Annotated in this window: 27 protein-coding genes; 11 read left to right on the top strand and 16 right to left on the bottom strand. The window is 68.4% G+C overall.

The annotated features are described in order from the left end of the window. The first annotated feature begins 150 nt into the window (after positions 1-150). Genes sufB through BBA86_RS06150 form a run of 5 tightly spaced genes read left to right on the top strand, consistent with a single transcriptional unit; the run spans position 151 to position 4,215 of the window. Complete coding sequence (gene sufB, locus BBA86_RS06170; protein WP_065570759.1) at positions 151-1,569, top strand: Fe-S cluster assembly protein SufB; 1,419 nt, start codon at positions 151-153, stop codon at positions 1,567-1,569. Beyond that, positions 1,569-2,765 (top strand): Fe-S cluster assembly protein SufD, encoded by a 1,197-nt coding sequence (sufD, locus tag BBA86_RS06165; RefSeq protein WP_065570758.1) that lies wholly within the window; start codon positions 1,569-1,571, stop codon positions 2,763-2,765. Before sufB ends, sufD begins: the two co-directional genes overlap by 1 nt. Beyond that, on the top strand, positions 2,762-3,091 hold the full coding sequence (locus tag BBA86_RS06160; protein WP_065570757.1) for a non-heme iron oxygenase ferredoxin subunit: 330 nt from the start codon (positions 2,762-2,764) through the stop codon (positions 3,089-3,091). Before sufD ends, BBA86_RS06160 begins: the two co-directional genes overlap by 4 nt. Positions 3,092-3,105: 14 nt before the next feature. Further along, positions 3,106-3,876, top strand: a complete 771-nt coding sequence (gene sufC / locus BBA86_RS06155; RefSeq protein ID WP_065570756.1) for a Fe-S cluster assembly ATPase SufC — start codon at positions 3,106-3,108, stop codon at positions 3,874-3,876. A 9-nt stretch (positions 3,877-3,885) separates the two neighbouring features. Further along, positions 3,886-4,215 carry a metal-sulfur cluster assembly factor gene (locus BBA86_RS06150; RefSeq protein WP_036308596.1) on the top strand — a complete coding sequence of 110 codons (330 nt, stop codon included), beginning with the start codon at positions 3,886-3,888 and terminating at the stop codon, positions 4,213-4,215. A gap of 59 nt (positions 4,216-4,274) precedes the next feature. Here the strand turns inward: BBA86_RS06150 and BBA86_RS06145 are convergent, their stop codons facing one another. The 7 genes from BBA86_RS06145 to BBA86_RS06115 all read right to left on the bottom strand — a co-directional run bounded on the left by BBA86_RS06145 (position 4,275) and on the right by BBA86_RS06115 (position 13,105). After that, complete coding sequence (locus BBA86_RS06145; RefSeq protein ID WP_065570755.1) at positions 4,275-5,180, bottom strand: siderophore-interacting protein; 906 nt, start codon at positions 5,178-5,180, stop codon at positions 4,275-4,277. A 16-nt stretch (positions 5,181-5,196) separates the two neighbouring features. Beyond that, positions 5,197-6,021, bottom strand: a complete 825-nt coding sequence (locus tag BBA86_RS06140; RefSeq protein ID WP_065570754.1) for an ABC transporter ATP-binding protein — start codon at positions 6,019-6,021, stop codon at positions 5,197-5,199. After that, positions 6,018-7,067 carry a FecCD family ABC transporter permease gene (locus BBA86_RS06135; RefSeq protein ID WP_065570753.1) on the bottom strand — a complete coding sequence of 350 codons (1,050 nt, stop codon included), beginning with the start codon at positions 7,065-7,067 and terminating at the stop codon, positions 6,018-6,020. Before BBA86_RS06135 ends, BBA86_RS06140 begins: the two co-directional genes overlap by 4 nt. Further along, a complete protein-coding gene (locus BBA86_RS06130) occupies positions 7,064-8,116 on the bottom strand; it encodes a FecCD family ABC transporter permease (RefSeq protein ID WP_065570752.1) in 1,053 nt (350 codons plus the stop codon). Before BBA86_RS06130 ends, BBA86_RS06135 begins: the two co-directional genes overlap by 4 nt. 19 nt (positions 8,117-8,135) lie before the next feature. Next, positions 8,136-9,173, bottom strand: a complete 1,038-nt coding sequence (locus tag BBA86_RS06125) for an iron-siderophore ABC transporter substrate-binding protein (RefSeq protein WP_065570751.1) — start codon at positions 9,171-9,173, stop codon at positions 8,136-8,138. 72 nt (positions 9,174-9,245) lie between these two features. Continuing rightward, positions 9,246-11,801 carry a bifunctional lysylphosphatidylglycerol flippase/synthetase MprF gene (locus BBA86_RS06120; RefSeq protein WP_065570750.1) on the bottom strand — a complete coding sequence of 852 codons (2,556 nt, stop codon included), beginning with the start codon at positions 11,799-11,801 and terminating at the stop codon, positions 9,246-9,248. Further along, positions 11,798-13,105, bottom strand: a complete 1,308-nt coding sequence (locus tag BBA86_RS06115) for an alpha/beta hydrolase (protein ID WP_065570749.1) — start codon at positions 13,103-13,105, stop codon at positions 11,798-11,800. Before BBA86_RS06115 ends, BBA86_RS06120 begins: the two co-directional genes overlap by 4 nt. A gap of 237 nt (positions 13,106-13,342) precedes the next feature. Between BBA86_RS06115 and BBA86_RS06110 the strand changes: the two genes are divergently transcribed. Further along, a complete protein-coding gene (locus BBA86_RS06110; RefSeq protein ID WP_223247115.1) occupies positions 13,343-14,893 on the top strand; it encodes an ABC-F family ATP-binding cassette domain-containing protein in 1,551 nt (516 codons plus the stop codon). Positions 14,894-14,915: 22 nt separating this feature from the next. Here BBA86_RS06110 and BBA86_RS06105 read toward each other — a convergent pair whose 3' ends face one another. The 4 genes from BBA86_RS06105 to BBA86_RS06090 are packed head-to-tail and all read right to left on the bottom strand — an operon-like array spanning position 14,916 to position 16,841. Then, entirely contained in the window at positions 14,916-15,743 is an 828-nt protein-coding gene (locus BBA86_RS06105; RefSeq protein WP_065570748.1) for an SURF1 family protein, read from the bottom strand. After that, positions 15,740-15,964 carry a hypothetical protein gene (locus BBA86_RS06100; RefSeq protein ID WP_065570747.1) on the bottom strand — a complete coding sequence of 75 codons (225 nt, stop codon included), beginning with the start codon at positions 15,962-15,964 and terminating at the stop codon, positions 15,740-15,742. Before BBA86_RS06100 ends, BBA86_RS06105 begins: the two co-directional genes overlap by 4 nt. Beyond that, positions 15,961-16,434 (bottom strand): DUF3099 domain-containing protein, encoded by a 474-nt coding sequence (locus BBA86_RS06095; RefSeq protein ID WP_223247036.1) that lies wholly within the window; start codon positions 16,432-16,434, stop codon positions 15,961-15,963. Before BBA86_RS06095 ends, BBA86_RS06100 begins: the two co-directional genes overlap by 4 nt. Beyond that, positions 16,335-16,841: a DUF4190 domain-containing protein gene (locus BBA86_RS06090; protein ID WP_065570745.1), complete on the bottom strand. Its 507-nt coding sequence runs from the start codon at positions 16,839-16,841 to the stop codon at positions 16,335-16,337. Before BBA86_RS06090 ends, BBA86_RS06095 begins: the two co-directional genes overlap by 100 nt. A 91-nt stretch (positions 16,842-16,932) precedes the next feature. Between BBA86_RS06090 and fabG the strand changes: the two genes are divergently transcribed. Next, on the top strand, positions 16,933-17,643 hold the full coding sequence (gene fabG, locus BBA86_RS06085) for a 3-oxoacyl-ACP reductase FabG (protein WP_065570744.1): 711 nt from the start codon (positions 16,933-16,935) through the stop codon (positions 17,641-17,643). Positions 17,644-17,649: 6 nt separating this feature from the next. Here fabG and BBA86_RS06080 read toward each other — a convergent pair whose 3' ends face one another. The 3 genes from BBA86_RS06080 to glgC are packed head-to-tail and all read right to left on the bottom strand — an operon-like array spanning position 17,650 to position 20,294. Continuing rightward, complete coding sequence (locus BBA86_RS06080) at positions 17,650-18,333, bottom strand: alpha/beta fold hydrolase (RefSeq protein WP_065570743.1); 684 nt, start codon at positions 18,331-18,333, stop codon at positions 17,650-17,652. Between the two features lie 40 nt (positions 18,334-18,373). Next, positions 18,374-19,009, bottom strand: coding sequence for a phosphoserine phosphatase SerB (serB, locus tag BBA86_RS06075; RefSeq protein ID WP_065570742.1), 636 nt, complete (start codon positions 19,007-19,009; stop codon positions 18,374-18,376). Between the two features lie 40 nt (positions 19,010-19,049). Beyond that, a complete protein-coding gene (gene glgC, locus BBA86_RS06070; protein ID WP_065570741.1) occupies positions 19,050-20,294 on the bottom strand; it encodes a glucose-1-phosphate adenylyltransferase in 1,245 nt (414 codons plus the stop codon). Between the two features lie 76 nt (positions 20,295-20,370). On the opposite strand from glgC, the gene glgA reads away from it, so the two are divergent. From glgA to BBA86_RS06055, 3 genes are all read left to right on the top strand, one after another. Further along, the gene (gene glgA, locus BBA86_RS06065) at positions 20,371-21,564 is read left to right on the top strand and encodes a glycogen synthase (protein ID WP_065570740.1); all 1,194 of its coding nucleotides are present in this window, start codon (positions 20,371-20,373) and stop codon (positions 21,562-21,564) included. Positions 21,565-21,603: 39 nt separating this feature from the next. Continuing rightward, positions 21,604-22,389 (top strand): ABC transporter ATP-binding protein, encoded by a 786-nt coding sequence (locus BBA86_RS06060; RefSeq protein WP_065570739.1) that lies wholly within the window; start codon positions 21,604-21,606, stop codon positions 22,387-22,389. Between the two features lie 80 nt (positions 22,390-22,469). Next, complete coding sequence (locus BBA86_RS06055; RefSeq protein WP_018186539.1) at positions 22,470-22,721, top strand: type B 50S ribosomal protein L31; 252 nt, start codon at positions 22,470-22,472, stop codon at positions 22,719-22,721. Positions 22,722-22,782: 61 nt separating this feature from the next. Here the strand turns inward: BBA86_RS06055 and BBA86_RS06050 are convergent, their stop codons facing one another. Continuing rightward, positions 22,783-23,604 carry an exonuclease domain-containing protein gene (locus BBA86_RS06050; protein WP_065570738.1) on the bottom strand — a complete coding sequence of 274 codons (822 nt, stop codon included), beginning with the start codon at positions 23,602-23,604 and terminating at the stop codon, positions 22,783-22,785. A gap of 87 nt (positions 23,605-23,691) precedes the next feature. Between BBA86_RS06050 and BBA86_RS06045 the strand changes: the two genes are divergently transcribed. After that, on the top strand, positions 23,692-24,588 hold the full coding sequence (locus tag BBA86_RS06045; RefSeq protein ID WP_065570737.1) for an alpha/beta fold hydrolase: 897 nt from the start codon (positions 23,692-23,694) through the stop codon (positions 24,586-24,588). On the opposite strand, the gene BBA86_RS06040 is transcribed toward BBA86_RS06045, so the two are convergent. Beyond that, positions 24,548-25,105 (bottom strand): CGNR zinc finger domain-containing protein, encoded by a 558-nt coding sequence (locus BBA86_RS06040; RefSeq protein WP_065570736.1) that lies wholly within the window; start codon positions 25,103-25,105, stop codon positions 24,548-24,550. The two genes, BBA86_RS06045 and BBA86_RS06040, sit on opposite strands and share 41 nt — an antisense overlap. Between the last annotated feature and the right edge of the window lie 19 nt (positions 25,106-25,124).

The following is a 25,124-nucleotide window of genomic DNA, read 5'->3' as shown; positions in this document are numbered from 1 at the left end:
AGCGCGATCCCCATCGCAGCCCGCACAACGATTCTAGGCGCGGTATCGCGTCGTCAGAGCGGCCAGCAGCGGCATCCCCCTCGTGCACTCCTCTCGCGGGAGGGAATGCCGGAACGGATGACACCGTTGCCGCCCGTGAGGAGGAAATTCATGTCGGATGTGCTCATCGACCGCCCCGAACTCGAAGGCCTGGGGGTCTACGAATTCGGCTGGCACGACGCGGATGCCGCGGGTGCCGTCGCGCAGCGAGGGATCAACGAGGACGTCGTCCGCGGGATCTCCGCCCTCAAGGACGAACCCGAATGGATGCTGAAGACCCGTCTGAAGGGGTACCAGCTGTTCGGCCGCAAGCCCATGCCGACGTGGGGCGCCGATCTCTCGGGCATCGACTTCGACAACATCAAGTACTTCGTGCGCTCGACCGAGAAGCAGGCGCAGACGTGGGAGGACCTCCCCGAGGAGATCCGAAACACCTACGAGAAGCTGGGCATCCCCGAGGCCGAGCGTCAGCGTCTCGTCGCCGGCGTCGCCGCCCAGTACGAGTCCGAGGTCGTCTACCACCAGATCCGCGAGGACCTGGAGCAGCAGGGTGTCATCTTCATGGACACCGACACGGCTCTGCGCGAGCACCCCGAGTTCTTCGAGGAGTACTTCGGCACGGTCATCCCCGCCGGCGACAACAAGTTCGCGGCTCTGAACACGGCGGTGTGGTCCGGCGGGTCGTTCGTCTACGTCCCCAAGGGTGTGCACGTCGAGATCCCATTGCAGGCCTACTTCCGGATCAACACCGAGAACATGGGGCAGTTCGAGCGGACGCTGATCATCGCCGATGAGGACAGCTACGTCCATTACATCGAGGGCTGCACAGCGCCGATCTACAAGAGCGACTCGCTGCACTCGGCCGTCGTCGAGATCATCGTGAAGAAGAACGCTCGCGTTCGGTACACGACGATCCAGAACTGGTCGAACAACGTCTACAACCTCGTCACCAAGCGCGCCGTCGCCCACGAGGGCGCGACGATGGAATGGGTCGACGGCAACATCGGGTCCAAGGTGACGATGAAGTACCCGTCGATCTATCTGATGGGGGAGCACGCCAAGGGAGAGACCCTGTCCGTGGCCTTCGCCGGTCCCGGTCAGCACCAGGACGCCGGCGCGAAGATGATCCACATGGCGCCCTACACGCAGTCGTCCATCGTCTCGAAGTCGATCGCCCGCGGCGGCGGCCGCGCCGGCTACCGCGGCGAGGTGCGAGTGGACGCGAACGCGCACCACTCCGCCAACACCGTGCGGTGCGACGCGCTGCTGGTCGATACCATCTCGCGGTCCGACACGTACCCGGCGATCGACATCCGCGTCGATGACGTCCAGCTCGGCCACGAGGCGACCGTCTCGAAGGTCAGCGAGGAGCAGTTGTTCTACCTCATGAGCCGCGGCATGCCCGAGGACGAGGCGATGGCGATGATCGTGCGCGGCTTCATCGAGCCGATCGCCCGCGAACTGCCCATGGAGTACGCCCTCGAGCTGAACAAGCTCATCGAGATGGGCATGGAAGGATCCGTCGGCTGATGACGACAGCGACTCAGGCCCCCGCATCCGATGCGAAGGGCCACATCGACCCTGCGGCGAAAGTGACCGATCAGGGCGTGCCCGTGCAGACCCGTTCGGAGCGCCCGTGGTCGTTCGATCCCGCCGACTTCGGCACGCCCACCGGGCGCGAGGTCAACTGGAAGCACACGCCGCTCGACCGCGTCGCGCCCCTGCTGGCTGACGAGGAGGCGCCGCACGACGTCATCGGCGTCGAGGTGAGCGGTCCTGATGCCGTGGAGCACCGTCGTCTGCAGAAGGACGAGGCGCCCCGCGGCGAGATCTTCCGTCCGGAGGACGTCGTCAGCGCGATCGCGTGGGCGCAGGAGCCCGAGGCGCCGCTCATCCGCATCCCGGCGAACGTCGAACTCGACGAGCCCGTGATCGTGACCCTCACGGGTCGCGGTGGCGTCGCGCATGCACACGTCGTGATCGAGGCGCAGGCGAACTCGCGCGGGACGGTCGTGCTCCGTCACGAGGGATCCGCCGCACAGGCGCAGAACGTCGAGATCATCGTCCGGGACGGTGCGGCGCTCACCGTCGTGTCCGTGCAGCGGTGGGACGACGATGCCGTCCACCTCGCGGCTCACCAGGCTCGCGTCGACCGCGATGCGACCCTCACCCACATCGTCGTCAGCCTCGGCGGCGGCGTGGTGCGGGTGAACCCGTCGGTCGAACTGGCAGGTTCCGGCGCGCAGGGTCGCCTGTACGGTCTCTCGTTCGCCGACGCGGGTCAGCACCTCGAGAGCCAGGTGTACCTGCATCACAAGGGCGACCACACCAATGGCGACGTGCTCTACAAGAGCGCGCTGCAGGGCGCGTCCGCGCGGACTGTCTGGATCGGCGATGTGCTGATCGGGCCGGATGCCGTCGGCACCGACTCCTACGAGGCGAACCGTAACCTCGTCCTCACCGACGGGGCCCGCGCCGACTCCATCCCGAACCTCGAGATCGAGACCGGCGACATCGTCGGCGCGGGGCACGCGAGTGCGACGGGCCGGTTCGACGACGAGCAGTTGTTCTACCTGCAGGCCCGCGGCATCGACGAGGAGCAGGCTCGACGACTCGTCGTCCTCGGCTTCCTTGCCGAGATCGTGCAGAAGATCGGCATCCCTTCCCTCGAGGACGAGTTCATCGCCGCCATCGAGGCCGAGCTCGTCGGGGAGGGTGCCGAGTGACCGCCCAGAAGGTGCTCCAGCTGAGTGAGCTCGAGCAGGACACCGCGGTGCGCGTCGAGGTCGGCGGCGTCGCCATCTCCGTGGTGCTCGACGGTCAGGGCGAGGTCCACGCGATCGGCGACACCTGCACGCACGGCGACATCTCGCTGGCCGACGGCTTCGTCGAGGGCGAGACGCTGGAGTGCTGGGCCCACGGGTCCGCGTTCTCGCTGCGCACCGGCCGCCCCCTGAACCTCCCGGCCTACGAGCCGGTGCCCGTCTACGAGGTCACGATCGACGGGGACGACATCCTCATCGACCCCGCCGTGACCAAAGCCGTGAACTGAAGAAAGAAGCTGACATGTCTGTCCTCGAGATCCGCGACCTCCACGTGACGGTCGAGACGGAAGCCGGCGAGACCCCGATCCTCAACGGCGTCACCCTCACCGTTCGCACGGGCGAGACCCACGCCATCATGGGCCCGAACGGCTCCGGCAAGTCCACGCTCGCGTACACGATCGCCGGGCACCCCAAGTACACCGTCACGGGCGGCACGATCACCCTCGACGGCGAGGACGTCCTCGCGATGTCGGTCGACGAGCGTGCGCGCGCCGGTCTGTTCCTGGCGATGCAGTACCCGGTCGAGATCCCCGGCGTCACGGTCACGAACTTCCTACGCACCGCGAAGACGGCCATCGACGGCGAAGCGCCCTCGATCCGCTCGTGGACCAAGGACGTGAAGGGTGCCATGCAGAACCTGCGCATGGATCCGAAGTTCGCGGCGCGCAACGTCAACGAGGGCTTCTCCGGCGGTGAGAAGAAGCGTCACGAGATCCTCCAGCTCGAGCTCCTGAAGCCCAAGCTCGCGATCCTCGACGAGACCGATTCGGGCCTCGACGTCGACGCACTCAAGATCGTCTCCGAGGGTGTCAACCGCGCGAAGGAGCAGAGCGACATGGGCGTGCTGCTCATCACGCACTACACCCGCATCCTCCGCTACATCCAGCCCGACTTCGTCCACGTGCTCGTGAACGGTCGCGTCGCGGAAGAGGGCGGCCCCGAGCTCGCAGCACGGCTGGAGGACGAGGGTTACGACCGTTTCCTCGCCCCGGTCGGCGGCGAGCAGGCCTAGGATTCTCGCATGACCGACACGCTCGCACCCGAGAAGTACGACGAGGTCACCGAGGCCCTGAAGGATGTCATGGACCCCGAGCTGGGGGTCAACATCGTCGACCTCGGGCTGATCTACGACCTGGGTTGGGATGACGAGAACGACGCACTCGTCATCCACATGACGCTGACCTCCGCCGGCTGCCCGCTGACGGACGTCCTCGAAGAGCAGACCGGTCAGGCGCTCGACGGCGTCGTGGACCGCTTCCGGATCAATTGGGTCTGGATGCCGCCGTGGGGTCCCGAGAAGATCACCGACGACGGTCGCGACATGATGCGCGCGCTCGGATTCTCGATCTGATCCGACCCCGCGGCCATTCGGCCGACGAAGAAGCGGTGCGACGATGTCGCACCGCTTCTTCAGTTCTCGGACCGTCCGAGGCGCCAGTAGCCCATGAAGGCGACAGCGCGGCGGTCCACCCCGACCTCGCTGACGAGGTGGCGGCGCAACGCCTTGATCGCGGATGCCTCGCCTGCCAGCCACGCGTAGAGCCGGGCGCTCTTGAGAGCGGCGCCTCCCTTCGCCGTCCGGGGGACCTCCCACAGGATGTCGTGGTCGACGTCGATCTCCTCGACCTCGGCACCGATCCCCTCCGGGACGAGCCGCTCGGCGACCTGGGTGACAGCCGCTATCAGGTGGTCGTGACGATGATCCTCTCCGGCACGGGCCGCGGTGATGATCTCGAAGCCCGGATGCGCGGGGAGGTAGGCGACGTCCTCCGGGTGCGGCACTTCGAGGATGACGACGCCTCGAGCGTCAGCGGGGAGCTGTTCGAGGATCCGCGCGATCGCCGGCGCTGCGGTCTCGTCGCCGGCGAGGAGGATGTTCTCGGTCTTGGCGGGCGGGACGAAGTCGATCCCGTAGTTGACTCCGGTGTGAGCGGTCGTGGGTGCCAGGATGAGTACCTCGTCACCGGCCTTCGCGTCGGCGATCCACGCCGAGGCGGGTCCCATCACCTCATGGGCGACCATGTCGATGTCGACCTCGTTGTCGGCGTTGCGGACGGCCCGCGTCGTGTACGTCCGCATGACGGGCCGTGCCTCGTCGGGGAGGGCTCGCCACTGGTCGTACCAGTCCTCGCCGGTCGGCATCGATTCGATCGGTGCCGTCGGCGTGGGGAACAGGATCTTCACCCGCTGGTCGAATCCGGGGTCGCCGTAGGCGGAGAGGGCGGTGTCCTTGAAGGTGAACCGGCGGAAACTAGGGGTCACCTCGGCGATCGAGGCGACCGGTGCGCGGAAGAAGGCCATGGTGTTCGAAGACATCGGGTCGCTCCGTGGGTCAGCGGACGGCGCCGTCGAGCGGCGCGGGGACGTGGTGGCGGCCGATGGGGAGTACCAGTGGGCGCCCGGTGAGGGGGTCGGGGATGACGCGGCTCTCGAGGCCGAACACCTCGCGAACCGTGTCGGCCGTGAGGACCGTCCCCGGCTTCCCGGAGGCAAAGATCCGGCCCGCCGACATGGCGACCAGATGATCCGCGTACCGTGCCGCGAGGTTGAGGTCGTGGAGGACCATCACGATCGTCGTGCCACGGGACCGGTTCAGATCCGTGAGCAGGTCCAGGACGTCGATCTGGTGGCTGACGTCGAGGAACGTCGTCGGCTCGTCCAGCAGCAGGACGTCCGTCTGCTGAGCCAGAGCCATCGCGATCCAGACGCGCTGACGTTGGCCGCCCGACAGCTCGTCCACGGGCCGATCCGCGATCGCGACGATGTCGGTCGCCTCGAGGGCCTCGGCGACAGCCTGGTCATCCGCTGAGGTCCACCGGGCGAGCGGCCCGTGGTGCGGCGTGCGGCCCCGGCTGACGAGGTCCGAGACGGCGATCCCCTCTGGAGCGATGGGCGACTGGGGCAGGAGCCCGAGGTCGCGGGCGATGTGCTTCGTCGGCATCCGATGGATGTCCTTGCCGTCCAGCAAGACGCGACCCGACTTCGGTGACAGCAGGCGCGCCATCGCCTTGAGCAGCGTGGATTTCCCGCACGCGTTGGCGCCGACGATGGCAGTCACCTGCCCAGCCGGGACCGTGAAATCGAGTGCGTCGACAATCGTGCGGTCGCCGTAGGCGAGGGAGATGGACTCCGCGGAGAGGGTGCGGTGGGTGGTCATAGGGAGCCTCCCGAGCGGCTGCTGCGGATGAGAAGGATGATGAGGTACGGCGCACCGAGGACACCGGTGACGACGCCGACGGGCAGGCGGAGGCCGAGGAGGTACTGTCCGACGAGGTCCGCCACGAGGACGAGCAGGGCGCCGAACAGACCGGCGGCGAGCACAGGCGACCCCACGGGGCCCAGCATCCGCGCCGCGATGGGACCGGCGAGGAAGGCGACGAAGGAGATCGGTCCTGCTGCCGCGGTAGCGAAGGCCAGGAGTGCGACGGCGGCGATGATGAGCATGATCCGGCGCCGCTCGACCGGGACCCCGAGCGCTGCAGCGGTGTCTTCGCCGAGGCGCATGAGTTCGAGATCGCGCGTCAGCCACAGGATGACGGGGACGCCGATGGCAACGGCCACCGCGAGAGGCACGGCTTCGTTCCAGGATGCCCCGTTCAAGTTGCCGGTGATCCAGCGCATCGCCGCCTGGAGGTCCCACTCGGCAGCGCGTGAGAGCACGTACGAGACCACGCTGTTGAAGATCGCCGCGACGCCGATCCCGATCAGGATGAAACGTGCGCCGGCGCCGCCGTCCTTGAACGCGAGGAGATAGATCGTCAGAGCCGTGACCAGGGCCCCGACCGTTGCCAGGACCGCCACCGGAGTCTGGTCGAGCGAGAGGAATACGATGCCGACGACGGCCGCAGCGCTCGCCCCGGCATTGATCCCGATGATGTCGGGGCTGGCGAGCGGGTTGCGAAGCATGGTCTGGAAGACGGCGCCGCCGATCCCGAAGCAGGCTCCGGCGAGCAGGCCGACCGTCGAGCGCGGCAGGCGGAGCTCACCGACGGTGAACGATGCGCCGGGGACGAGCTGACCGGTCATGACCCCCCACACCTCGGCGGGGGAGTAGAAGGTCTGACCCACCATGAGCGACACGGCGTAGATCACCGCGACGGCGAGTGCGAGAACCGTCGTGACGACGAGACGCCGGCGTGCCCGGCGCGACCGTCCACGCGCGACGATGTCGACCGTGGGCCGGTGGATGGATGCCGCGGTCACAGTGCACGCATCTTCTGTCGTCGGACGATGGCGATGAAGAAGGGAGCGCCGATGAGGGCGGTGACGACGCCGACCTCGACCTCCTGGGGTGGAGCGATCACGCGGCCGACCACGTCGGCGACGGCCAGGAGCCCACCTCCGACGAGCGCGGATACGGGGAGTAGCCAGCGGTGGTCGGGGCCGACGAGGAGCCGGCACACGTGGGGGACGATCAGCCCGACGAACCCGATCGGTCCCGCCACCGCCGTGGCGGCGCCGCAGAGGATCACTGCGCCGAGTGCGGCGATCAGGCGCGCCCGCTGCACCCGCTCGCCCAGTCCCGCCGCGAGATCGTCGCCGAGTGCGAGCGAATTGAGCCCACGAGCAGATGCGAGACAGATCACGGCGCCGACGATGAGGAAGGGGAGGACCAGCAGGTTCTTATCGGCCGTTGCGCCGCCCACGCCGCCGATCTGCCAGAACCGGAACACGCTCATGACGTCGATGCGGGGAAGGAGGATCGCGCTGATGAGCGACGTGAACGCCACGGCGGTCGCCGCTCCGGCGAGCGCGAGCTTCAGTGGACTCGCGCCGCCCCGCCCGAGTGATCCGACCATGTACACGAACAGGGCTGCGACGGCCGCACCGAACATGGCGAGCCAGATGTACCCGAAGGCATCCGAGATGCCGAAGAACGCGAGGCCGATGACGACGGCGAGGGAGGCCCCGCCGTTGATGCCCAGGATCTGCGGGTCCGCGAGCGGATTACGGGTCACGCCTTGCATGACGGTGCCGGCGATGGCGAGCGCGGCGCCGACGAGGAGTGCCAGGATCGTGCGCGGGACGCGCTTGGCCACGGCTGCAGCGGAGGCGGTGTCGATGTCTCCCGATACGCCGCCGAGGATGTCGTGGAGGCTCACGGACCTCGCTCCGAACGTCACCGACAGGACGGCGGCCAGCGCGACGAGCGCAACGAGGACGACGAGCCAGGTCAGGCGGCGTCGCCGCGGCCGCCGCCCCGAGGGCGGGGCCGCGGCGACGATCGCGCGGGGTGCGAGAGAAGTGGACACGTCTACGGGGGGAAGCGCCTTACGAGGCCTTCTTCGCCGCCTCGGCGAGCATCTTGATGTACTCGCCGGTACGCGCGTCCGGGATCGACAGCGGGCTCGGGTTGGCTGCCGCAGCGAGAGGGCTGTTCACGGCGGGCAGGACCACGACGGCACCGTTCTTCACGGCAGGGATGCGGGACAGCAGCGGGTCCGCCTGCATGGCGGCGAGCGTCGAGTCATCCCCGTACGTCACGATCACCTGGACGTCGCTGAAGCGCTCGATGTCTTCGGTGCTGTTGGTGATCCAGAATTCCGTCGACGTCTTCGACTGCTCTTCGACCGTCTTGGGCGGGACCATGCCCAGGTCCTCCAGGAACTTCGCGCGCGGGTCCGCGAGCGAGTAGAAGCCGATCTGACTGAGGTTCGTCGCGTCGTAGGAGCTGAACATCACCTTCTTGCCGGCGATCTCGGGGTACTTCGCGACCTCGTCATCCAGGGTCTTGGTGAGCTTCGTGACGAGCTCCTCCGCCTGCGCCTTGAGTCCGAGCGCCGTACCGTTGGTCACCGTCAGCTCCTGCCAGGTGGTGCCCCATGCGACGGTGGGGTAAGCGACCACGGGAGCGATTTTGCTGAGCTTGTCGTAATCCGCCTTGTTCAAGCCGGAGTAGGCGGCGAGGATCACGTCGGGCGCGGTGTCGGCCACCCCCTCGAAGTCGATTCCCTGCGCCTCGTCGAACAGCACGGGCGTCTTCGCATCCATGGCCTTCAGCTTGTCCTCCACCCAGGGGAGGATGCCGTCGCCGTTGTCGTCGCCCCAGGTGACAGCGGGCATGCCCACCGGCACGACGCCGAGAGCGAGAGCTGCTTCCTGATTGCCCCAGGACACCGTCGCGACGCGCTCCGGCTTGCTCTTGATCGTCGTCTGCCCGAAGGCGTTCTTGATGGTGACGGGGAAGCCGCTCGCCTCCGTCGACGTCGAGGCGGCACCGCCCGCGTCCGGGGCGCTGCTGGTGGCGCAACCTGTCAGGACGAGAAGGGATGCGGCGGCGAGAGCGAGCGCGGTGCGGATGCGAGGCACGGAGGTCTCCTGAGAGAGGTGATTAGGGTCGCCTAACCTTACATCGACTCGGCCGGGGGTGGAAACCGGTCCTCACTGCGACGCTGGCATCCGCGACGGGCTCCGACGACCGAAGGCCTGCACCGCTTGCCTCGCGGTCAGGCCCGGGAGATAGGCGCGGGCGAGTGCGAGGCCGATCGCCGGCAGGGCGAAGGGATCGGCGTAGGCGAGGTGCAACCGGTGGAACTCGGGACGGAACTTGGTCTTGAACCGTAGGAGGGACCTGAATCCGTAGACGGGCTCGAGCGAGCGACTGAGTACGGCGAGTACGGCGCGGAGGGACGCCGACTGCCCTTCCGGATCGACGTCCACGGCCAGAGGTGCTCCCGAGAGACTCACGAAGTCGAGCTCCTGTTCCCCAGCTTGGAGGATGGTCCGACCGATGAGGAACTCCATGACGCCGTTCATGCTGTCCGGCGCACGCCGCATGAAGTCGAGGGTCCACCCGCGGATGCGGCCGTTCTGGTACGTCGGCAGCCAGCTGGTCACGGCGTGCACGCGGTCTTCGGCGTCGACGGCGATCATGAGCCTGACGTCGTCGTCCTGCAGTTCATCCACCCCACCCAGGGTGAACCCCATCTCGGGGAGGTCCTTCTCGGCGACCCAAAGCTCCGAGATGTCGCGCACCTGCGCCGCGTGCCGCGGCGGCAGATCACGGAACCGTACCCACGACGCGGTGAGGCCCTCCTTCTCGGCGCGGTTCACGGCTGTGCGTACGTCCTTCATCTTGCCGCCCTGGAGGGACCAGCCCATGGGGCGGACGACGGTCTCCTCCGCGACGGCGACCGAGCCGTAGCCGCGGTCGGCGAGGGAAGTGCGGAGTTCGTCCGTGATCGAGTAGAACGCGACGGTCCAGCCGTGATGGGCGCACCATCGCGCGAAGAGTTCCGCCGTTTCTGCGGCGCGGCCGGCTGGGCAGATCGGATCGCCGGTCGTGATGGCGACGTTGTTGATCACGCGGTATGCGACGGCGTCGCCGCCGGGGGCGAACCAGTAGCTGTTCCCCTCCCACGTGGTCATCCACGACAGCGTGCCGACCGAGCCGCCCCGGAGCATGCCCACGACGCGGTTTCGGGCGGCGCCGTGGCCGGTGTCGGTGGGGAACCGACTGTGCATCCCGCGCCAGGCGATCGCGATGATGAGGACCCAGAACAGTGGCCCGAAGGTCTGGGAAGCGAGGGTGGCGATCGGTCCCGTCGCCACCATGTCCACGGGCTCGAAAGCCAGGAACCCCACTGGGATGACGTGTTCGGGCAGGTCGAGGATGAGTGCCGAGACCGTCGCGGCGGGTGAGAACTGGTCTCGCGCGAACCAGCTGATCGCCAGGAAGACGGCGGCGGTTCCGACGAAGGTCAGCACGCTCAGGATGAGGAACCGCGCGGCGGGGTGGCCGGTGTTCGGAGGGGGGAAGAGCGGGCGGGCCAGGAGGAGGACGATCGCGAGTCCTGCCGGTACCAAGGTGGCGACGAGGTCGAAGGCGCCGTACTGCTCGGCCGCGGCGGACTGGAACCGCGTGTATTCAGAGGAGGCGATGAGAGGGAGGAAACCGTAGTACACCGCCGCCAGCACGGCGAACATCGCGTTCAAGGCGATCGCGAGGTACAAGCCGACTCGTCGGCCGCGATGGATGCCGCGGGCGGCCAGTAGCAGGGCGACGAGCGGGAGGATCGTCACGAGAACCGCGCCCGGTCCGTCGAGTCGGGTCAAGGCGAGTGCATCGAGGCACTGCCGTGTCAGATCCCCGGTCTCGCAGTGCGCGGTCACGAAGGCGGGATCGTGGAGGTCGTCACGGAACAAGGAGCCGAGTGGGTCCAGGACCCCGGTGCTGCGAGGGGCGAGTATCGACACCACCGGGCCGAGAGCAGTGACGACGACGACCGCTGCCAGCAGGGTCCGCGCCTCGCGACGGCTCGCGCGGAGGCGTCGGAGACCGAACGCCCGACGCGCGAGCAACACCCCTCCCAGGACACCGACGACCCCCGCGCCGAGGCGATACTGATCGGCCGGCGACCCGGCGTAGAGCACCAGGACCGCCAAGACGGCGAAGCCGACGATCCGCACCCGCCGACGAAGGAGGGGTCTCGCGTACGCGCTCGCCGCCATGATCGTCCCGGCGACGGCGATCGTCGGGTCGAAGACGTGGTGACTCCTGCCGGCCTGTGCTCCGTACAAGTTGGACACGAGCCCCAGCGCCTGAGCCGACAGGCCCAGGATGACGCCGAGGATTGTCACGGCGGCGAACACCCCGAGAGTTCGGACATGCCCCATGCGGCGCTCGCTCCAGGCGAGACCGATGATCACCGCGAGAAGGGTCGGAAGCAGGCCTCCGGGCTTCGGGACGAAGAAGACGGCGGTGAACACCGACAGCCAGTCATGGTTGAGGAGTACCGTGTCGAAGCCCGTGGCGGTGATCGCGTCGAGAGTGCGCCGGGATTCCCCCGGGGGCCGAGTGAAGCGGTAGATGCTCGCGAGAGCGACGATGGCGGTGATCACCCAGGTCACGGGGACGGACCGCGCTGCGCCGACGCCGGCGGTGAGAACGGCCCTGCGGCGTGCCGCGCCGGATGCGGCGGCCGGGATCGTCATCATCGGTCGAGCCCCCAGTGCGCGGCGATCAACGGGAGGCCGTGGGCGAAGATCGCGCCCCAGGCGTGAGCATCGTGCGCTGTGTTCGGCGCCTCGACGTAGTGCGTCGACATTCCCGCGGCACGAGCGTCCTTTGCGAGGATCTTGATGCCCGGCATGAACCTGCTGTCCAGCGCTCCCACGCCGAAGACGGCGATCGTGTCCGCGTACGGGGCGTGCGCCGCCATGATCGTCGACGGTTGGGCGGCCTCGAATGCGCGGAGATCTCCGCCGAATCCGTCTGCGATCGTCTTCGCGTACGAGCCCAGCCCGGGGTACTGCTGTCCCGAGGCGTCGAGGATGGCGTTGAAGAGCTCTGGATGCCCCGCACCCAACTGGCTCGCGCACGTCCCGCCTTGTGAAGCCCCGCCCACGCCCCACGATCCTGGCGTGAGAGTCGCGTTGAGGTGCGTCCGGATCCAGTGAGGGACGTCGACGGTCAGATAGGTCGCGGAGTCGCCCGCGCGCGCCGAATCGAGGCACATCGGGTTGATGCCCGGCGAGCCGAGCTGATCAGGCGACACGACGATGGGTGCGAGACCTCGGTGCGCTGACGCGTACTCGTCCAGCCTCTCGCGCAGATGATCGGTGACGAGTGGGTCTTGGGGAGATCCCGGCTGCCCGGACATCATGATCAGCACGGGCAGCCGGGGCGGGTTGCGGGCGAGGGCGGCAGGCGGCAGGTACACGACGGCAGGACGGGTGTCGAAGTGCGACACCGGACCGGGGATGTGGACGGAGCTCAGCGTGCCGTGCGAAGGCATGTCCGCCGGAACGCGCCATGAGGCGATCGAGGGTGCGTCCTCGCCGGCCTTGACGATGTGGGGGAGTCCTTCCTCGATGGAGGAGATCCCGAGCGCGCTGCCGATCGTGGGGTACTGGCCGAAATCGATGTTCACTCCCATCGTCGCTGTACCCACGAAAAGCGCTGCCGCGAGAACGCTGCCGACGGCGCGCCGCCAGGTGGCCCGCCACAGTGATACGAGGGACAGCGCGACGCCGGCGAAACCTGCCACGATCCATCCGCGGGAGACGGGAGTCAGGTCGGCGTCGAAGAGATCGAGGCGGTCGGAGAGAAGCCACGTCATCCCCAGACCCGTCGCGGCGCCCAGGAGTGTCGTCACCGCCGAGGTGATGAGCCAGCGCCGACGGCTCCAACGTCGCGACGGGCGACGGACGAGGAGGGCGAAGAGACTCATCGCCGCGACCAGGTCGGTGATGACGACGACGGGTCCGTCGGTGATCCCGACCCCCAGCAGAACGTTCATGAGGCTCCTTCCGATCCAGTCTTGTGGGACCTCGCGGCTCCCGCTGAACGCGACGGCTACATCGTGGGAACTTCATAGACGCGGCATAGGCAGCGCGACGGTGACCCACGAGCGATCACGTCACGCGAGCGCCGTATACTGGGGGTTTGGCCACTCGGCCGCTTTCCCCCGGAAGAACGGATGTCCGCTGTGCTCGCCGTGCACGATCTAGAGATCCGCGTCGGTGCACGCACGCTCATGTCGGACGTGTCGTTCCGCGTGTCGCCCGGCGACAAGATCGGTCTCGTCGGCCGCAACGGTGCGGGGAAGACGACGCTGACCAAGGTGCTCGCCGGTGATCTCATCCCGGCCGACGGCGGGGTGGACCGCACGGGTGAACTCGGATACCTTCCGCAGGATCCTCGCTCGGGCGATCCGGAAATGCTCGCACGCACCCGCATCCTCGACGCTCGCGGCCTCGGGTCGCTGGCGATCGGGATGAGGGAGACCGCTGAGCAGATGGCGTCGACGGATGCCGCGGTGGCCGACCGTGCGATGCGGAAGTACGGCTCGCTGACCGAGCGCTTCGAGGCCCTCGGCGGATACGCGGCGGAGGCCGAGGCGGCCTCGATCGCTCACAACCTGTCGCTCCCGGATCGCATTCTCGATCAGCCGCTCAAGACGCTGTCGGGCGGTCAGCGCCGCCGCATCGAACTCGCCCGCATCCTCTTCTCCGATGCGCAGACCATGATCCTCGACGAGCCGACGAACCACCTCGACGCCGACAGCGTCGTGTGGCTGCGGGAGTTCCTGAAGGGCTACAAGGGCGGGCTGATCGTGATCAGCCACGACATCGATCTCGTCGGCGAGACCGTCAACCGGGTCTTCTACCTCGACGCGATGCGCCAGGTCATCGATGTCTACAACATGAACTGGAGGAACTACCTCCGCCAGCGCGCCGCCGACGAGGAGCGTCGCCGCAAGGAGCGGGCCAACGCCGAGAAGAAGGCGACGGCGCTCCAGCAGCAGGCTGCGCGGTTCGGTGCGAAAGCCAGCAAGGCAGCCGCTGCGCACCAGATGGTCGCGCGGGCGGAGAAGCTCCTCGCCGGTCTCGATGACGTCCGTCAGGACGACCGGGTCGCGAAGCTGCGCTTCCCGAAGCCGGCTCCCTGCGGCAAGACACCTCTCATGGCGAAGAACCTCTCGAAGTCGTACGGCTCGCTCGAGATCTTCGCCGGTGTCGACCTCGCGATCGACCGTGGTTCCCGCGTCGTGGTCCTCGGCCTCAATGGTGCCGGTAAGACGACTCTCCTGCGCATCCTCGCCGGAGTCGACAAGGCGGACACCGGGATCATCGAGCCTGGCCACGGCTTGAAGATCGGGTACTACGCGCAGGAGCACGAGAACCTCGACGTCACCCGTTCAGTCCTCGACAACATGATGTCGGCAGCACCCGACATCACGGCCACCGAAGCGCGCAAGGTGCTCGGCTCGTTCCTGTTCACCGGCGACGACGTGCTGAAACCGGCCGGCGTGCTGTCGGGTGGCGAGAAGACGCGCCTCTCGCTCGCGACGCTGGTCGTCTCGTCCGCGAACATGCTGCTGCTCGACGAGCCGACGAACAACCTCGACCCGGCATCCCGTGAGGAGATCCTCGGCGCGCTTGCACACTACGAGGGCGCTGTCGTCCTCGTCTCGCACGACGAGGGCGCCGTCGAGGCACTCAATCCCGAGCGCGTACTGATCCTCCCGGACGGCGTCGAGGACATCTGGGGTCGGGACTACATCGACCTCATCACGCTGGCCTGATCCAGCGCGCAGCTGCGCGATCTCAGCGGGCGTCGATCAGCTCGTCTTCGGCTTCCATGTCGCGGTCGCGGCGACGCGCGCTCCGCGGGGTCCGGGTCCTCGGACCGTTCTCCTCGTCCTCGCGGCGGTGTCGGATCTCGGTGCGGATCATGTACCAGATGAAGACGAATCCCATGACGGCGAACAGAATCCACTGGATCGCGTACGACAGGTATGGCCCGGGATCCGCGGACGGGTCCTCGAGGGCGTTCGGACGCTCGGCGGGTGCCGGAGTCTCCTCGGTCATCAGCACGTAGGCGGACTCGACGAGGCTCCCCGCCTGGCCCGTCTCCTGCCCGATCAGACGCAGGTCGATAGTCGGCACCTGACCGTCGGCGGCCGAGCGACCTTCGCGGGCGGCGGCCTCACCGGGCTGGAGGCGGCCGACGACCGTCACCTCGCCCGTCGGCGGCGCGGGGATGTTGTCCGGGGCGGGCTGGTCGTCGCCGGGCCGGACCCAGCCGCGGTCGATGAGGACGACGCGACCGTCGCCCGTGCGGAGGGGGACCAGCACCTCGAATGCGCTCGTGCCGCCGTGCGGTCGGTTCCGCACCAGAAGGCTCTCATCCGTCAGGTAGCGTCCGGTGAGCTCGACCGGCCGCCATTCGTCGGTGGGATCGAACGTGCCGTCGGGCAGCAGTTCGTCGAACGGCACGGGCGCCTGCGAGTAGTTGCTCTCCACGAGAGCGAGTTCTGCGTCCCGTTCCGCGTTGCGGGAGAACTGCCAGTTGGACAGCATCGCGCAGGCGATGGCGAAGACGATGGCCATCGCCACGTACCCGCTCCAGCGGAGCGTCGTCTCGCGGTTCATGGTGCGGACGCGGGCGCGAGGGCGAGGACCTCGACCGGGAAGTTGCGCGAAGCCAAGTAGTCGCGCAGGAACTCGACGTGATCGGTGCACGCGGCCCACACCTTGCGGCGATCCACGGCGTGGATGCGGGGATTGCGCCACACCACCTGCCATGCGGCGTCGGCGCGGCATCCTGCTCGCGAGCACTGTGCAGCACCCGATCCTCCCGCCGCGGGATTCATCGATCCTCCTGCGGGGGGCTCTCCTGGATGCGGATGACGCCTCCATTCGGGTCCTCCGGAGGCGTGGATGCCGATGGTGTCGACTCGATCTCGCGAGAGGGGCGTTCGGCGACGACGACCTCGTCCCCGTTACCGACGTTCGCGATCACGACCGCCAGATAGGGGAGGACTGCTGCGCCGGCGGCGAAGATCCAGGTCTGCCAGCCGTACGGGGTCACCGTGACCATGAGGATGAAGCACAGGACCCTGACCGACATCATGATGACGTATCGGCGTGTGCGGGACCGCGCGTCGACCTCGGGTGCGGTGGTGAGCGAGGTCGCCGACGGTGTGCGGTCGTGTGGGGCGCGGCGAGACGTGGGAAGGCTCCTCAGGACGACATGCCGACGCTGCCGGCGGTGGCAGCGAAGATCACGAAGAAGAAGCCCCAGATCAGGAGGATGAGCACCAGGATGCCCCCGCCGATCCAACCCAGGATGGTGCCCCAGAGTGCGAGACCCTGACCCTGCTCGCCAGAGGTCTTCAGCTGCTTCAGGGCCATGTGACCCGTGATGATGCCGGCGATGGAGGCGATGAAGGGCAGGATCGTGAGGCCCGCGATCGAGGCGACGAGCGAGACGATCGCGAGGACGTTGGTCGGCCGGGCCGGCGCGTACCCGTAGCCGGCTGCGGGCTGGCCGTAGGCAGGCTGACCGTAGGCGGGTTGCCCATAGCCAGACTGCGGGTACGACGGTTGGACATACCCGGGAGTGGCGGTCGGCTGCTGACCGTACGCGGGGGGCGTGTACGGCGGGGCGACCGGCGACGAGGCGTCGGGCGCAGGGGGTGCCGGCGGCACGTCCGTGGGCTGCGGCGGGGTGTTCGTGGCGTCGGTCACGTCCGTCTCCTTCAGGCGAGTTGACTCCAGACTACCGTTCGACCGCGCCGGTAGGCTGGTGCGATCCACCCGCCTCGGAGCAAGGAGAAGAATGTCCCGCGAGCGCGTCGTCCTGGTCACCGGAGGCAACCGCGGCATCGGCCGTGCGATCGCCGAGCGATTCGTGGCGGAGGGGTTCGCTGTCGCGGTCACCGCGCGCTCGGGGGAGGGTCCGGAGGGGACGCTGACGGTCCGTGCGGATGTCACCGATGCCACCTCGCTGGATGCCGCATACACCGAAGTCGAGCAGAAGCTCGGCCCTGTCGAGGTGGTCGTCGCGAACGCCGGCATCACGAAGGACACACTGCTGCTCCGTATGACGGAGGACGATTTCGACTCCGTCGTCTCGACCAACCTCGGCGGCGCCTTCCGCGTCGTCAAGCGCGCCGCGAAGGGGATGCTGCGGGCCAAGTGGGGGCGCGTCATCCTCATCTCCTCGGTCGTCGGCCTCTACGGCTCCGCCGGGCAGATCAACTACTCGTCATCCAAGAGCGCCCTCGTCGGCTTCGCCCGGTCGCTCACGCGCGAGCTGGGTTCACGCGGGATCACAGCCAATGTCGTCGCGCCCGGGTTCATCGAGACGGACATGACGGCCGCGCTCCCCGACGAGACGCAGGCCGACTACAAGAAGAGCATCCCGGCCGGCCGGTTCGGTGTCGCCGACGAGGTCGCCGCCGCCGTCGTGTGGTTGGCCTCGGACGACGCGGCCTACATCTCCGGCGCCGTCATCCCCGTCGACGGCGGGCTCGGCATGGGTCACTGACCCGCGTCAGCGCACCGCCTCGACGATCCGGCGCGACAGCTCAGCCGGCGCCGAGAACTGCGGCCAGTGTCCGGTTCCGAGCCGGACGATCTCGGCGTCCTTGATCGCGGCGAACTCTGCCGCGAAATCGCCCCACGCCGACACGACCCGACGGAACGTCTCGTCGTCCATCGATCCCATCAACATCGTCACCGGCACCCGGTGGCGTTCGGTGCCCTCCATCACGACGGCATCGGTCGGCACCCGCCGGGGGACGGATGCCGTGAGGGGTGCCGTGCGAGCGCGGGTCTGCTCGTCGAGGTCCGCAGTGTCCTCCGCATCGAAGAAGTCCCACCCCGGGAAGGGGATCACCCCGTCGACGATGGGGAACTCCGAGATCTCGGCTCCGGGCGGGGGAGGTGTCGTGTCGACCAGGACGACTCGGCGGACGCGATCGGCGCACTGCTCCGCGGCGGCCCAGGCCACGTTGCCGCCACCGCTGTGACCGACGAGAACCACGGGCCCATCGACGCGGTCGATCTCGGCGATGACCGCGTCGACCCAATCGGTGAGGCCGATGTCGGACTCGGGAGCGCCCACGCCGGGAAGGGTGAGCGGACGCGGCGTGTGCCCCGCGTCGCGGAGGGCGGGGACGACGTCGTCCCACGAGTCGGCTGTCAGCCAGAGGCCGGGGATCAGGATGATGTCCATGTCGGCAGGGTACGACCTGCCTCCGACATCCCGCTCGCCCTCAGGGGAGCAGCGGGATGAGCTGCGCCAGGTCGACGCGCTCGGCGACGAGATCCGCTCGGAGGCGCACGGCGGGTTTCGCATTGAAGGCGATGCCGAGGCCCGCGACATCCATCATCATGAGGTCGTTCGCCCCGTCGCCCACGGCGATCGTCGTCTCAGGGGCCACGCCGTAGGAGAGGCTCCATTCGCGCAGCGCCGAAGCCTTGGCGGCGGCGTCGACGATGTCGCCGTCGACGGAGCCGGTGAGGATGCCGTCGGCCACGGCCAGGCGGTTCGCGCGCCACACGTCCACGCCGAGGTCCGGCGCGACCGTGTCGAGGATCTCGTGGAATCCGCCCGAGACGACCGCGGCGACGCCGCCGCGCTCATGGATCGCCGCGATCAGCTCGTGCACGCCGGGGGTGGGCTCGATGCGCGACAGCACGCGACCGAAGGCCGCGATCGGCACGCCCGTGAGCTCGCTCACGCGCGAGCGGAGGCTCGTGGCGAAGTCGACCTCGCCGCGCATCGCCGCCTCGGTGGCAGCGGCCACTTCAGCGCCGCGGCCCGCTTCATCGGCGATCAGTTCGATGACCTCGTTGCGGATGATCGTGGAGTCGGCGTCGAACACGACGAGGAACCGGGCGTCAGGCACCCGACCACGCTATCTGCTCCGACGCCGTAGGCACGTCCGCTCAGGACGTGATGCGGATGTTCTTGCCGACGACCGTCAGCCCGCTGTCGGTGACGGTGAAGCCTCGCGACAGGTCGAGCTCGCGGTCCACGCCCACCGTCGCGCCGGGTTCCAGGACGACGTTCTTGTCGAGGATCGCGCGATGCACGCGGGCACCGGCTCCGACGCTGACGTGGTCGAAGAGGACCGAGTCGGTGATGGTCGATCCGCCGCCCGAGAGCGTCCAGGGACCGAGGACGCTCCGCTCCAGGTGCGTGCCCGACAGTACGCAGCCCAGCGACACGATCGAGTCGATCGCGTTCCCGATGCGCCCCACCCCGTCGCGGACGAACTTCGCGGGCGGCGAGTTCACCGACTGCGACCGGATCGGCCAGTCCATGTTGTACAGGTTGAAGATCGGCAGCGCGGAGATCAGGTCCATGTGCGCGTCGAAGAACGAATCGATCGTTCCCACGTCACGCCAGTAGTCGCGATCGCGGTCGGTGGAGCCAGGGACGTCGTTGCGCTTGAAGTCGTACACCGCCGCTTCGCCACGTGAGACGAAGTAGGGGATGATGTCGCCGCCCATGTCGTGGTTCGACGTCGGCAGTTCGCCGTCGGCCTCGACCGCTTCGATGAGGGCGTCGGTGTCGAAGACGTAGTTGCCCATCGAGGCGAGCACCTCGCCCGGGCTGTCGGGGAGGCCGGTGGGGTTCTGCGGCTTCTCGAGGAAGTCGCGGATCGTGACCCCGTCGGCGGGGTCGACGTCGATGACGCCGAACTGGTTCGCGAGGCCGATCGGCTGGCGGATGCCGGCGACCGAGGCGCGGGCACCCGACGCGATGTGCGCGTCGATCATCTGCTGGAAGTCCATGCGGTACACGTGGTCGGCGCCGATGACCGCGACGATGTCGGGCTTCTCGTCGTGGATGAGGTTCAGCGACTGGAGGATCGCGTCGGCCGAGCCGGAGAACCACCGCTTGCCGAGCCGCTGCTGCGCCGGCACCGATGTGACGTAGGCGCCCAGGAGCGCGGACATGCGCCAGGTCTGGGAGACGTGGCGGTCGAGGCTGTGCGACTTGTACTGCGTCAGGACGACGATCTGGCGGAGCTCCGAGTTGATGAGGTTGGAGATCGCGAAGTCGATGAGACGGTACTGCCCGCCGAAGGGGACGGCGGGTTTCGCGCGGTCCTGGGTGAGCGGCATGAGGCGCTTGCCCTCGCCACCGGCGAGGACGATACCGAGGACCTTCGGTGATGCTGGCATGTGCTCACACTATGGCGATTTGCAGCGGGCAAGCGAGGACTTTGGTGCGTGTTCCGTGTGGCCTAGAGTTCGGTCCATGCGCGTCGACATCGTCACGAAGGAGTACCCGCCGGAGATCTACGGCGGAGCGGGGGTCCACGTCACCGAACTCGTCGCGGCGCTGCGCTCGCGCATGGAGGTGCAGGTCCGCGCGTTCGGAGGGCCGCGGGATGAAGCGGACACCACCTCGTACGCCGTCCCGGAGGGGCTCTCGGAGGCCAATGCGGCGGTGCAGACCCTCGGCACCGATCTCGAGATCGTCGGCGACGTCGCCGGGGCCGACGTCGTGCACAGTCACACGTGGTACGCGAACTTCGCCGGGTTCCTGGCGTCGAAGCTGCACGGCATCCCCCACATCGTGACCGCCCATTCGCTCGAGCCGCTCCGGCCTTGGAAGGCCGAGCAGCTCGGCGGCGGGTACGCCGTCTCGAGCTTCGTCGAGAAGACCGCCTACGAGAACGCGGCCGCGGTGGTCGCCGTGAGCGACGGGATGCGGCGCGACATCCTCCGCAGCTACCCGGCGCTCGACCCCGCCAAGGTGCGGGTCATCTACAACGGGATCGACGTCGAGGCCTGGCAGCCGCGCGAGGACCCGGAACTGCTCTCGAGGTGGGGGATCGACCCGGACCGCCCGTCCGTCGTGTTCGTCGGCCGCATCACGCGGCAGAAGGGCCTGCCGTACTTCCTGCGGGCTGCGGAGCTCCTTCCCCCCGAGGTGCAGCTGGTCCTGTGCGCGGGGGCGCCAGACACGCCCGAGATCATGGCCGAGGTCCAGGACCTCGTCCGGACGCTTCAGCAGACCCGCGAGGGCGTTGTCTGGATCGAGGAGTTCCTGCCGCGGCCCGATCTCTGCGCCATCCTGACGTCCGCCACCACGTTCGTCTGCCCGTCGGTCTACGAGCCCCTTGGGATCGTCAACCTGGAGGCCATGGCCTGCGGGGCAGCCGTGGTGGGAACGGCGACCGGCGGCATCCCGGAAGTCGTCATCGACGGCGTCACCGGACGTCTGGTCCCGATCGAACAGGTCGAGGACGGCACCGGCACCCCCGTCGATCCCGATCGCTTCGTCGCCGACCTGGCCGCAACTCTGACCGAGGTCGTGTCGGATCCCGAGAAGGCTCGCGCATACGGGCGTGCCGGCCGGGAGCGGGCGGCATCCGATTTCAGTTGGGAAGCGATCGCGGATGCCACGGCAGAGCTGTACCGAGAGGTCGCCGCGACCGGCCGGTAGCCTGCCGGCGCGACTCCGCCCGGTCGATAGGCTGGGATCATGCCTCAGGTGCTCGAACTCGCCGACGTCGTCGTCCGCCGCAATGCCCGCAACATCGTCGACGGGATCGACTGGACCGTCGACGCGGACCAGCGCTGGGTCGTCCTCGGCCCGAACGGGGCCGGGAAGACCACGATCCTGCAGCTCGCCGCTACCCTCACCCACCCGAGTTCGGGTGCCGTCACCGTGCTCGACGAGGTCCTCGGGCGCACGGACGTCTTCGACCTCCGCCCCAGGATCGGCTTCGCATCCTCGGCGATGGCCAAGCGCGTGCCCCAGGATGAGACCGTCCTCGACGTCGTCCTGACCGCCGCCTACGCTGTGGTGGGCCGCTGGCGCGAGGACTACGAGACGATCGATGAGCGTCGTGCGCGACGCGTGCTGGGGGAGTGGGGCCTCGCCGACCTGGCCGACCGCACCTTCGGGACGCTGTCGGACGGCGAGCAGAAGCGGGTCCAGATCGCGCGCGCCGTCATGACCGATCCGGAGCTCCTCCTGCTCGACGAGCCGACCGCGAGCCTCGACCTCGGCGCCCGCGAAGAGCTGCTGAGCCTGCTGAGCGGGTATGCGAAGGAGGAGTCGACGCCCGCCATGATCATGGTCACGCACCATGTCGAGGAGATCCCCGTCGGCTTCACGCACGTCCTCCTGCTGCGCGACGGCGCGGCGGTCGCGCAGGGGCCCATCGCGGAGACGCTGACGGCGGACAACCTGACGGCGACGTTCGGGATGCCGATCACGCTGACGTCGGAGGACGGTCGGTTCGCCGCGCGCGCGGCATCCTGATAGAATCTTGCGTTGGCGCGTTCGCGCTGCAGACTTTCACCCGCTCCTGGCAAAATCCAGGGCACTTCGTGAGGAACCCAATGAAGACTGACATCCACCCCGAGTACCGCGCCGTCGTTTTCCGCGACCTCGGCTCCGGCGAGACCTTCCTGACCCGTTCGACGGTCTCCAGCGACAAGACGATCGAGCTGGACGGCGAGACCTACCCGGTCATCGACGTCGAGATCTCGTCTGCCTCGCACCCGTTCTACACGGGCAAGCAGCGCATCATGGACTCGGCCGGTCGCGTCGAGAAGTTCAACCAGCGCTTCAAGAACTTCGGCAGCAAGTAAGCAGCCGTCCTCGAAGGCCCCGCTCCGGCGGGGCCTTCGTCGTTCCCGGACGCGGGGTCCGTCAGCGGATCGGCCAACTGCCGTCCACATCGGCGTCGAGCCGGCCGATGCGCGCGAAGTACTCGCTGAGGCTCTCGGCTTGCGCACGCGCCCACGCGATCTGCTGGGTGTGGAAGTCGACGGCCGACGCGTCGAGGTCGAAGCGCGCCGCGATCGCCTGCGCGACGCGTCCTGCGGCGATCGCATCTGCGGCGGCGTCGTGCGCGCCCTCGAGGGTGACGGAGTAGTGCGCGGCGACGACCTCGAGGGTGCGCTTGCCGCGCCGATACCGGTCGTAGGTCTTGTCGACGACGAGCGGGTCGATCACGGGCGAGGGTGCCTCGATGGGTGCGATGCCGTGCCGCAGGCTCTCGTATTTGAGCAGCGAGAAGTCGAAGGGTGCGTTATAGGCGACGACGGGGATGCCGGCGGCGAACAGGTCGCGCAGCGACGCGGTCACCTGGGCGACGACCTCCGCAGCAGGGAGTCCTTCCGTGCGTGCTCGATCGGTCGTGATGCCGTGGACCGCGGTCGCACCCGCGGGGATCTCGATACCGGGATCAGCGAGCCAGGTGCGGGCGTCGATCACGGCGCCGGACGCGTCGAGGACCCCGACGTGGGCGCTCACGATCCGATCGGAGCGGACGTCGATGCCCGTCGTCTCGAGGTCGAAGACGCCCAGCGGACCCGCGCACGGACCCAGCGCGACGGACTCCGCCGTGATCTCGGCGACGACGACGGAGTCCACGGCGGCAGGCTCAGCGATCGAGGCGGCGACCTCAACAGGAGTGGGCTCATCCCAGGTGTCGTCATCCCACAGCGGAAGTTCGTCCCAGGCGCCCATGCTCCGACGCTACGGTCGACCGCCGACATCGTGCCGGACGACGCGCCGCCGAGCGGCAGGCGCCCTACCCCCTCGTAGACTCGACGGATGACCGCCGCCAATCCGTACGCGCAGCGCCTCGCGGCCGTCCCCGTCGAGCGACGAGAGGTGACCGTCGCGGGTGTACCGACGGCCTACTGGGTCTACGGACCGGTGGATGCCGAGACGACGATCCTCGCGGTGCACGGCTTCCGAGGCGACCACCACGGTCTCGAGCCGATCGTGGCGCAGCTCGACGGCATCCGGGTGGTCTCGCCCGACCTGCCCGGGTTCGGCGAGACCCCCGCGTTTCCGGGGCGGCACGACCTCGACGCGTACGCGTCGTGGCTTACTGCCTTCGCGGCGGAGGTCGCCCCCGGCGCCGTCGTGCTCGGGCACTCTTTCGGCTCGATCGTCTCGTCGGCTGCGGTCGCGCGCGGGCTCGGGACTCCTCGCCTGATCCTCGTGAACCCCATCGGGGCGCCGGCGCTCGAGGGACCCCGCGGGATCCTCACGCGACTCGCGATCTTCTATTACTGGGCCGGCGCCCGGCTGCCTCGGCCGCTCGGCGATGCCCTGCTGCGCAACCGCGTCATCGTGCGGGTGACGAGTGTGGCGATGGCCAAGACCAAGGATCGTGGCCTTCGCGCCTTCATCCATGACCAGCACGACACCTATTTCTCGCGGTTCGCCGACCGCGACACCCTGCACGAGGCGTTCGTCACCTCGGTCTCGCACGACGTGCGCGAGGCTGCGGGGCGTATCGACGTCCCGACGCTCCTCATCGCCGCGGAGAACGACGACATCACGCCGCTGTCTGCGCAGTTCGAGCTGCAGGAGATGTTCCGGGATGCCGACCTCGTCGTCATCCCCGATGTGGGACACCTCATCCACTACGAGACGCCGAGGGCGGCGGCATCCGCCATCACGCGCTTTCTTCGGCCTTCCGGCGACGGTACGCGTTGACGTTCATGCGGTTGCCGCAGTTGCCGGTATCGCAGTAGCGCTTCGACCCGTTCTTCGAGTAGTCGATGTACACGGCCTCGCAGTCGTCCGCGGAGCAGACGCGGACGCGGTCGAACTCGTCGGAGCGGATGACGTCGACGAAGGCCATCGCGACCTCGACGGTGATGCGGGTCGCGAGCGGTGCGGCGTCGTCGGTCGCGTGGATGTGCCAGTCGTACCCGTCGTGGATGACCAGCTGGGGGAGCGCCTTGCTCTCGCGGAGCATCGCGTTGACGATCGGAACGGCCGAGACGCGGTCCCCGGTCCAGAGCATCCGCAGGCGCGACCGCGCGGCTCGCAGTTCGGAGAGCTCGACATCGTCTCGGCGGATGACCCCGCTGTAGGGGTGCTCGCGCAGGAACGCCGCCAGGTCCTCCAGTGTCGCGAGGCGGTCGATGCGGTCGTCGTCGATCTCGGGAAGCGAGTTGACGAGGGCGGTCGCCGCGCGCAGCGAGATCTCCGTGTCACGGATGAACATGATCTTGACTCCTGACGCT

Source organism: Microbacterium oleivorans (genome assembly GCF_001691565.1).
Classification (GTDB): Bacteria; Actinomycetota; Actinomycetes; order Actinomycetales; family Microbacteriaceae; genus Microbacterium; species Microbacterium oleivorans_B.
The sequence above is the reverse complement of the archived record's forward strand: the minus strand, read 5'-3'. Positions and strand labels throughout refer to the sequence as shown.

What these genes read in the sequence shown, in the direction of transcription:
- sufB (WP_065570759.1), top strand. Translation starts at nt 151, where the DNA reads ATGTCGGATGTGCTCATCGACCGCCCCGAACTCGAAGGCCTGGGGGTC.
- fabG (WP_065570744.1), top strand. Translation starts at nt 16,933, where the DNA reads ATGTCCCGCGAGCGCGTCGTCCTGGTCACCGGAGGCAACCGCGGCATC.
- sufD (WP_065570758.1), top strand. Translation starts at nt 1,569, where the DNA reads ATGACGACAGCGACTCAGGCCCCCGCATCCGATGCGAAGGGCCACATC.
- glgA (WP_065570740.1), top strand. Translation starts at nt 20,371, where the DNA reads ATGCGCGTCGACATCGTCACGAAGGAGTACCCGCCGGAGATCTACGGC.
- BBA86_RS06045 (WP_065570737.1), top strand. Translation starts at nt 23,692, where the DNA reads ATGACCGCCGCCAATCCGTACGCGCAGCGCCTCGCGGCCGTCCCCGTC.
- BBA86_RS06060 (WP_065570739.1), top strand. Translation starts at nt 21,604, where the DNA reads ATGCCTCAGGTGCTCGAACTCGCCGACGTCGTCGTCCGCCGCAATGCC.
- BBA86_RS06040 (WP_065570736.1), bottom strand. Translation starts at nt 25,105, where the DNA reads ATGTTCATCCGTGACACGGAGATCTCGCTGCGCGCGGCGACCGCCCTC.
- BBA86_RS06115 (WP_065570749.1), bottom strand. Translation starts at nt 13,105, where the DNA reads ATGAACGTTCTGCTGGGGGTCGGGATCACCGACGGACCCGTCGTCGTC.
- BBA86_RS06055 (WP_018186539.1), top strand. Translation starts at nt 22,470, where the DNA reads ATGAAGACTGACATCCACCCCGAGTACCGCGCCGTCGTTTTCCGCGAC.
- BBA86_RS06120 (WP_065570750.1), bottom strand. Translation starts at nt 11,801, where the DNA reads ATGATGACGATCCCGGCCGCCGCATCCGGCGCGGCACGCCGCAGGGCC.
- BBA86_RS06050 (WP_065570738.1), bottom strand. Translation starts at nt 23,604, where the DNA reads ATGGGCGCCTGGGACGAACTTCCGCTGTGGGATGACGACACCTGGGAT.
- BBA86_RS06145 (WP_065570755.1), bottom strand. Translation starts at nt 5,180, where the DNA reads ATGTCTTCGAACACCATGGCCTTCTTCCGCGCACCGGTCGCCTCGATC.
- BBA86_RS06150 (WP_036308596.1), top strand. Translation starts at nt 3,886, where the DNA reads ATGACCGACACGCTCGCACCCGAGAAGTACGACGAGGTCACCGAGGCC.
- BBA86_RS06100 (WP_065570747.1), bottom strand. Translation starts at nt 15,964, where the DNA reads ATGAATCCCGCGGCGGGAGGATCGGGTGCTGCACAGTGCTCGCGAGCA.
- glgC (WP_065570741.1), bottom strand. Translation starts at nt 20,294, where the DNA reads ATGCCAGCATCACCGAAGGTCCTCGGTATCGTCCTCGCCGGTGGCGAG.
- BBA86_RS06105 (WP_065570748.1), bottom strand. Translation starts at nt 15,743, where the DNA reads ATGAACCGCGAGACGACGCTCCGCTGGAGCGGGTACGTGGCGATGGCC.
- BBA86_RS06140 (WP_065570754.1), bottom strand. Translation starts at nt 6,021, where the DNA reads ATGACCACCCACCGCACCCTCTCCGCGGAGTCCATCTCCCTCGCCTAC.
- BBA86_RS06110 (WP_223247115.1), top strand. Translation starts at nt 13,343, where the DNA reads ATGTCGGACGTGTCGTTCCGCGTGTCGCCCGGCGACAAGATCGGTCTC.
- BBA86_RS06080 (WP_065570743.1), bottom strand. Translation starts at nt 18,333, where the DNA reads ATGGACATCATCCTGATCCCCGGCCTCTGGCTGACAGCCGACTCGTGG.
- sufC (WP_065570756.1), top strand. Translation starts at nt 3,106, where the DNA reads ATGTCTGTCCTCGAGATCCGCGACCTCCACGTGACGGTCGAGACGGAA.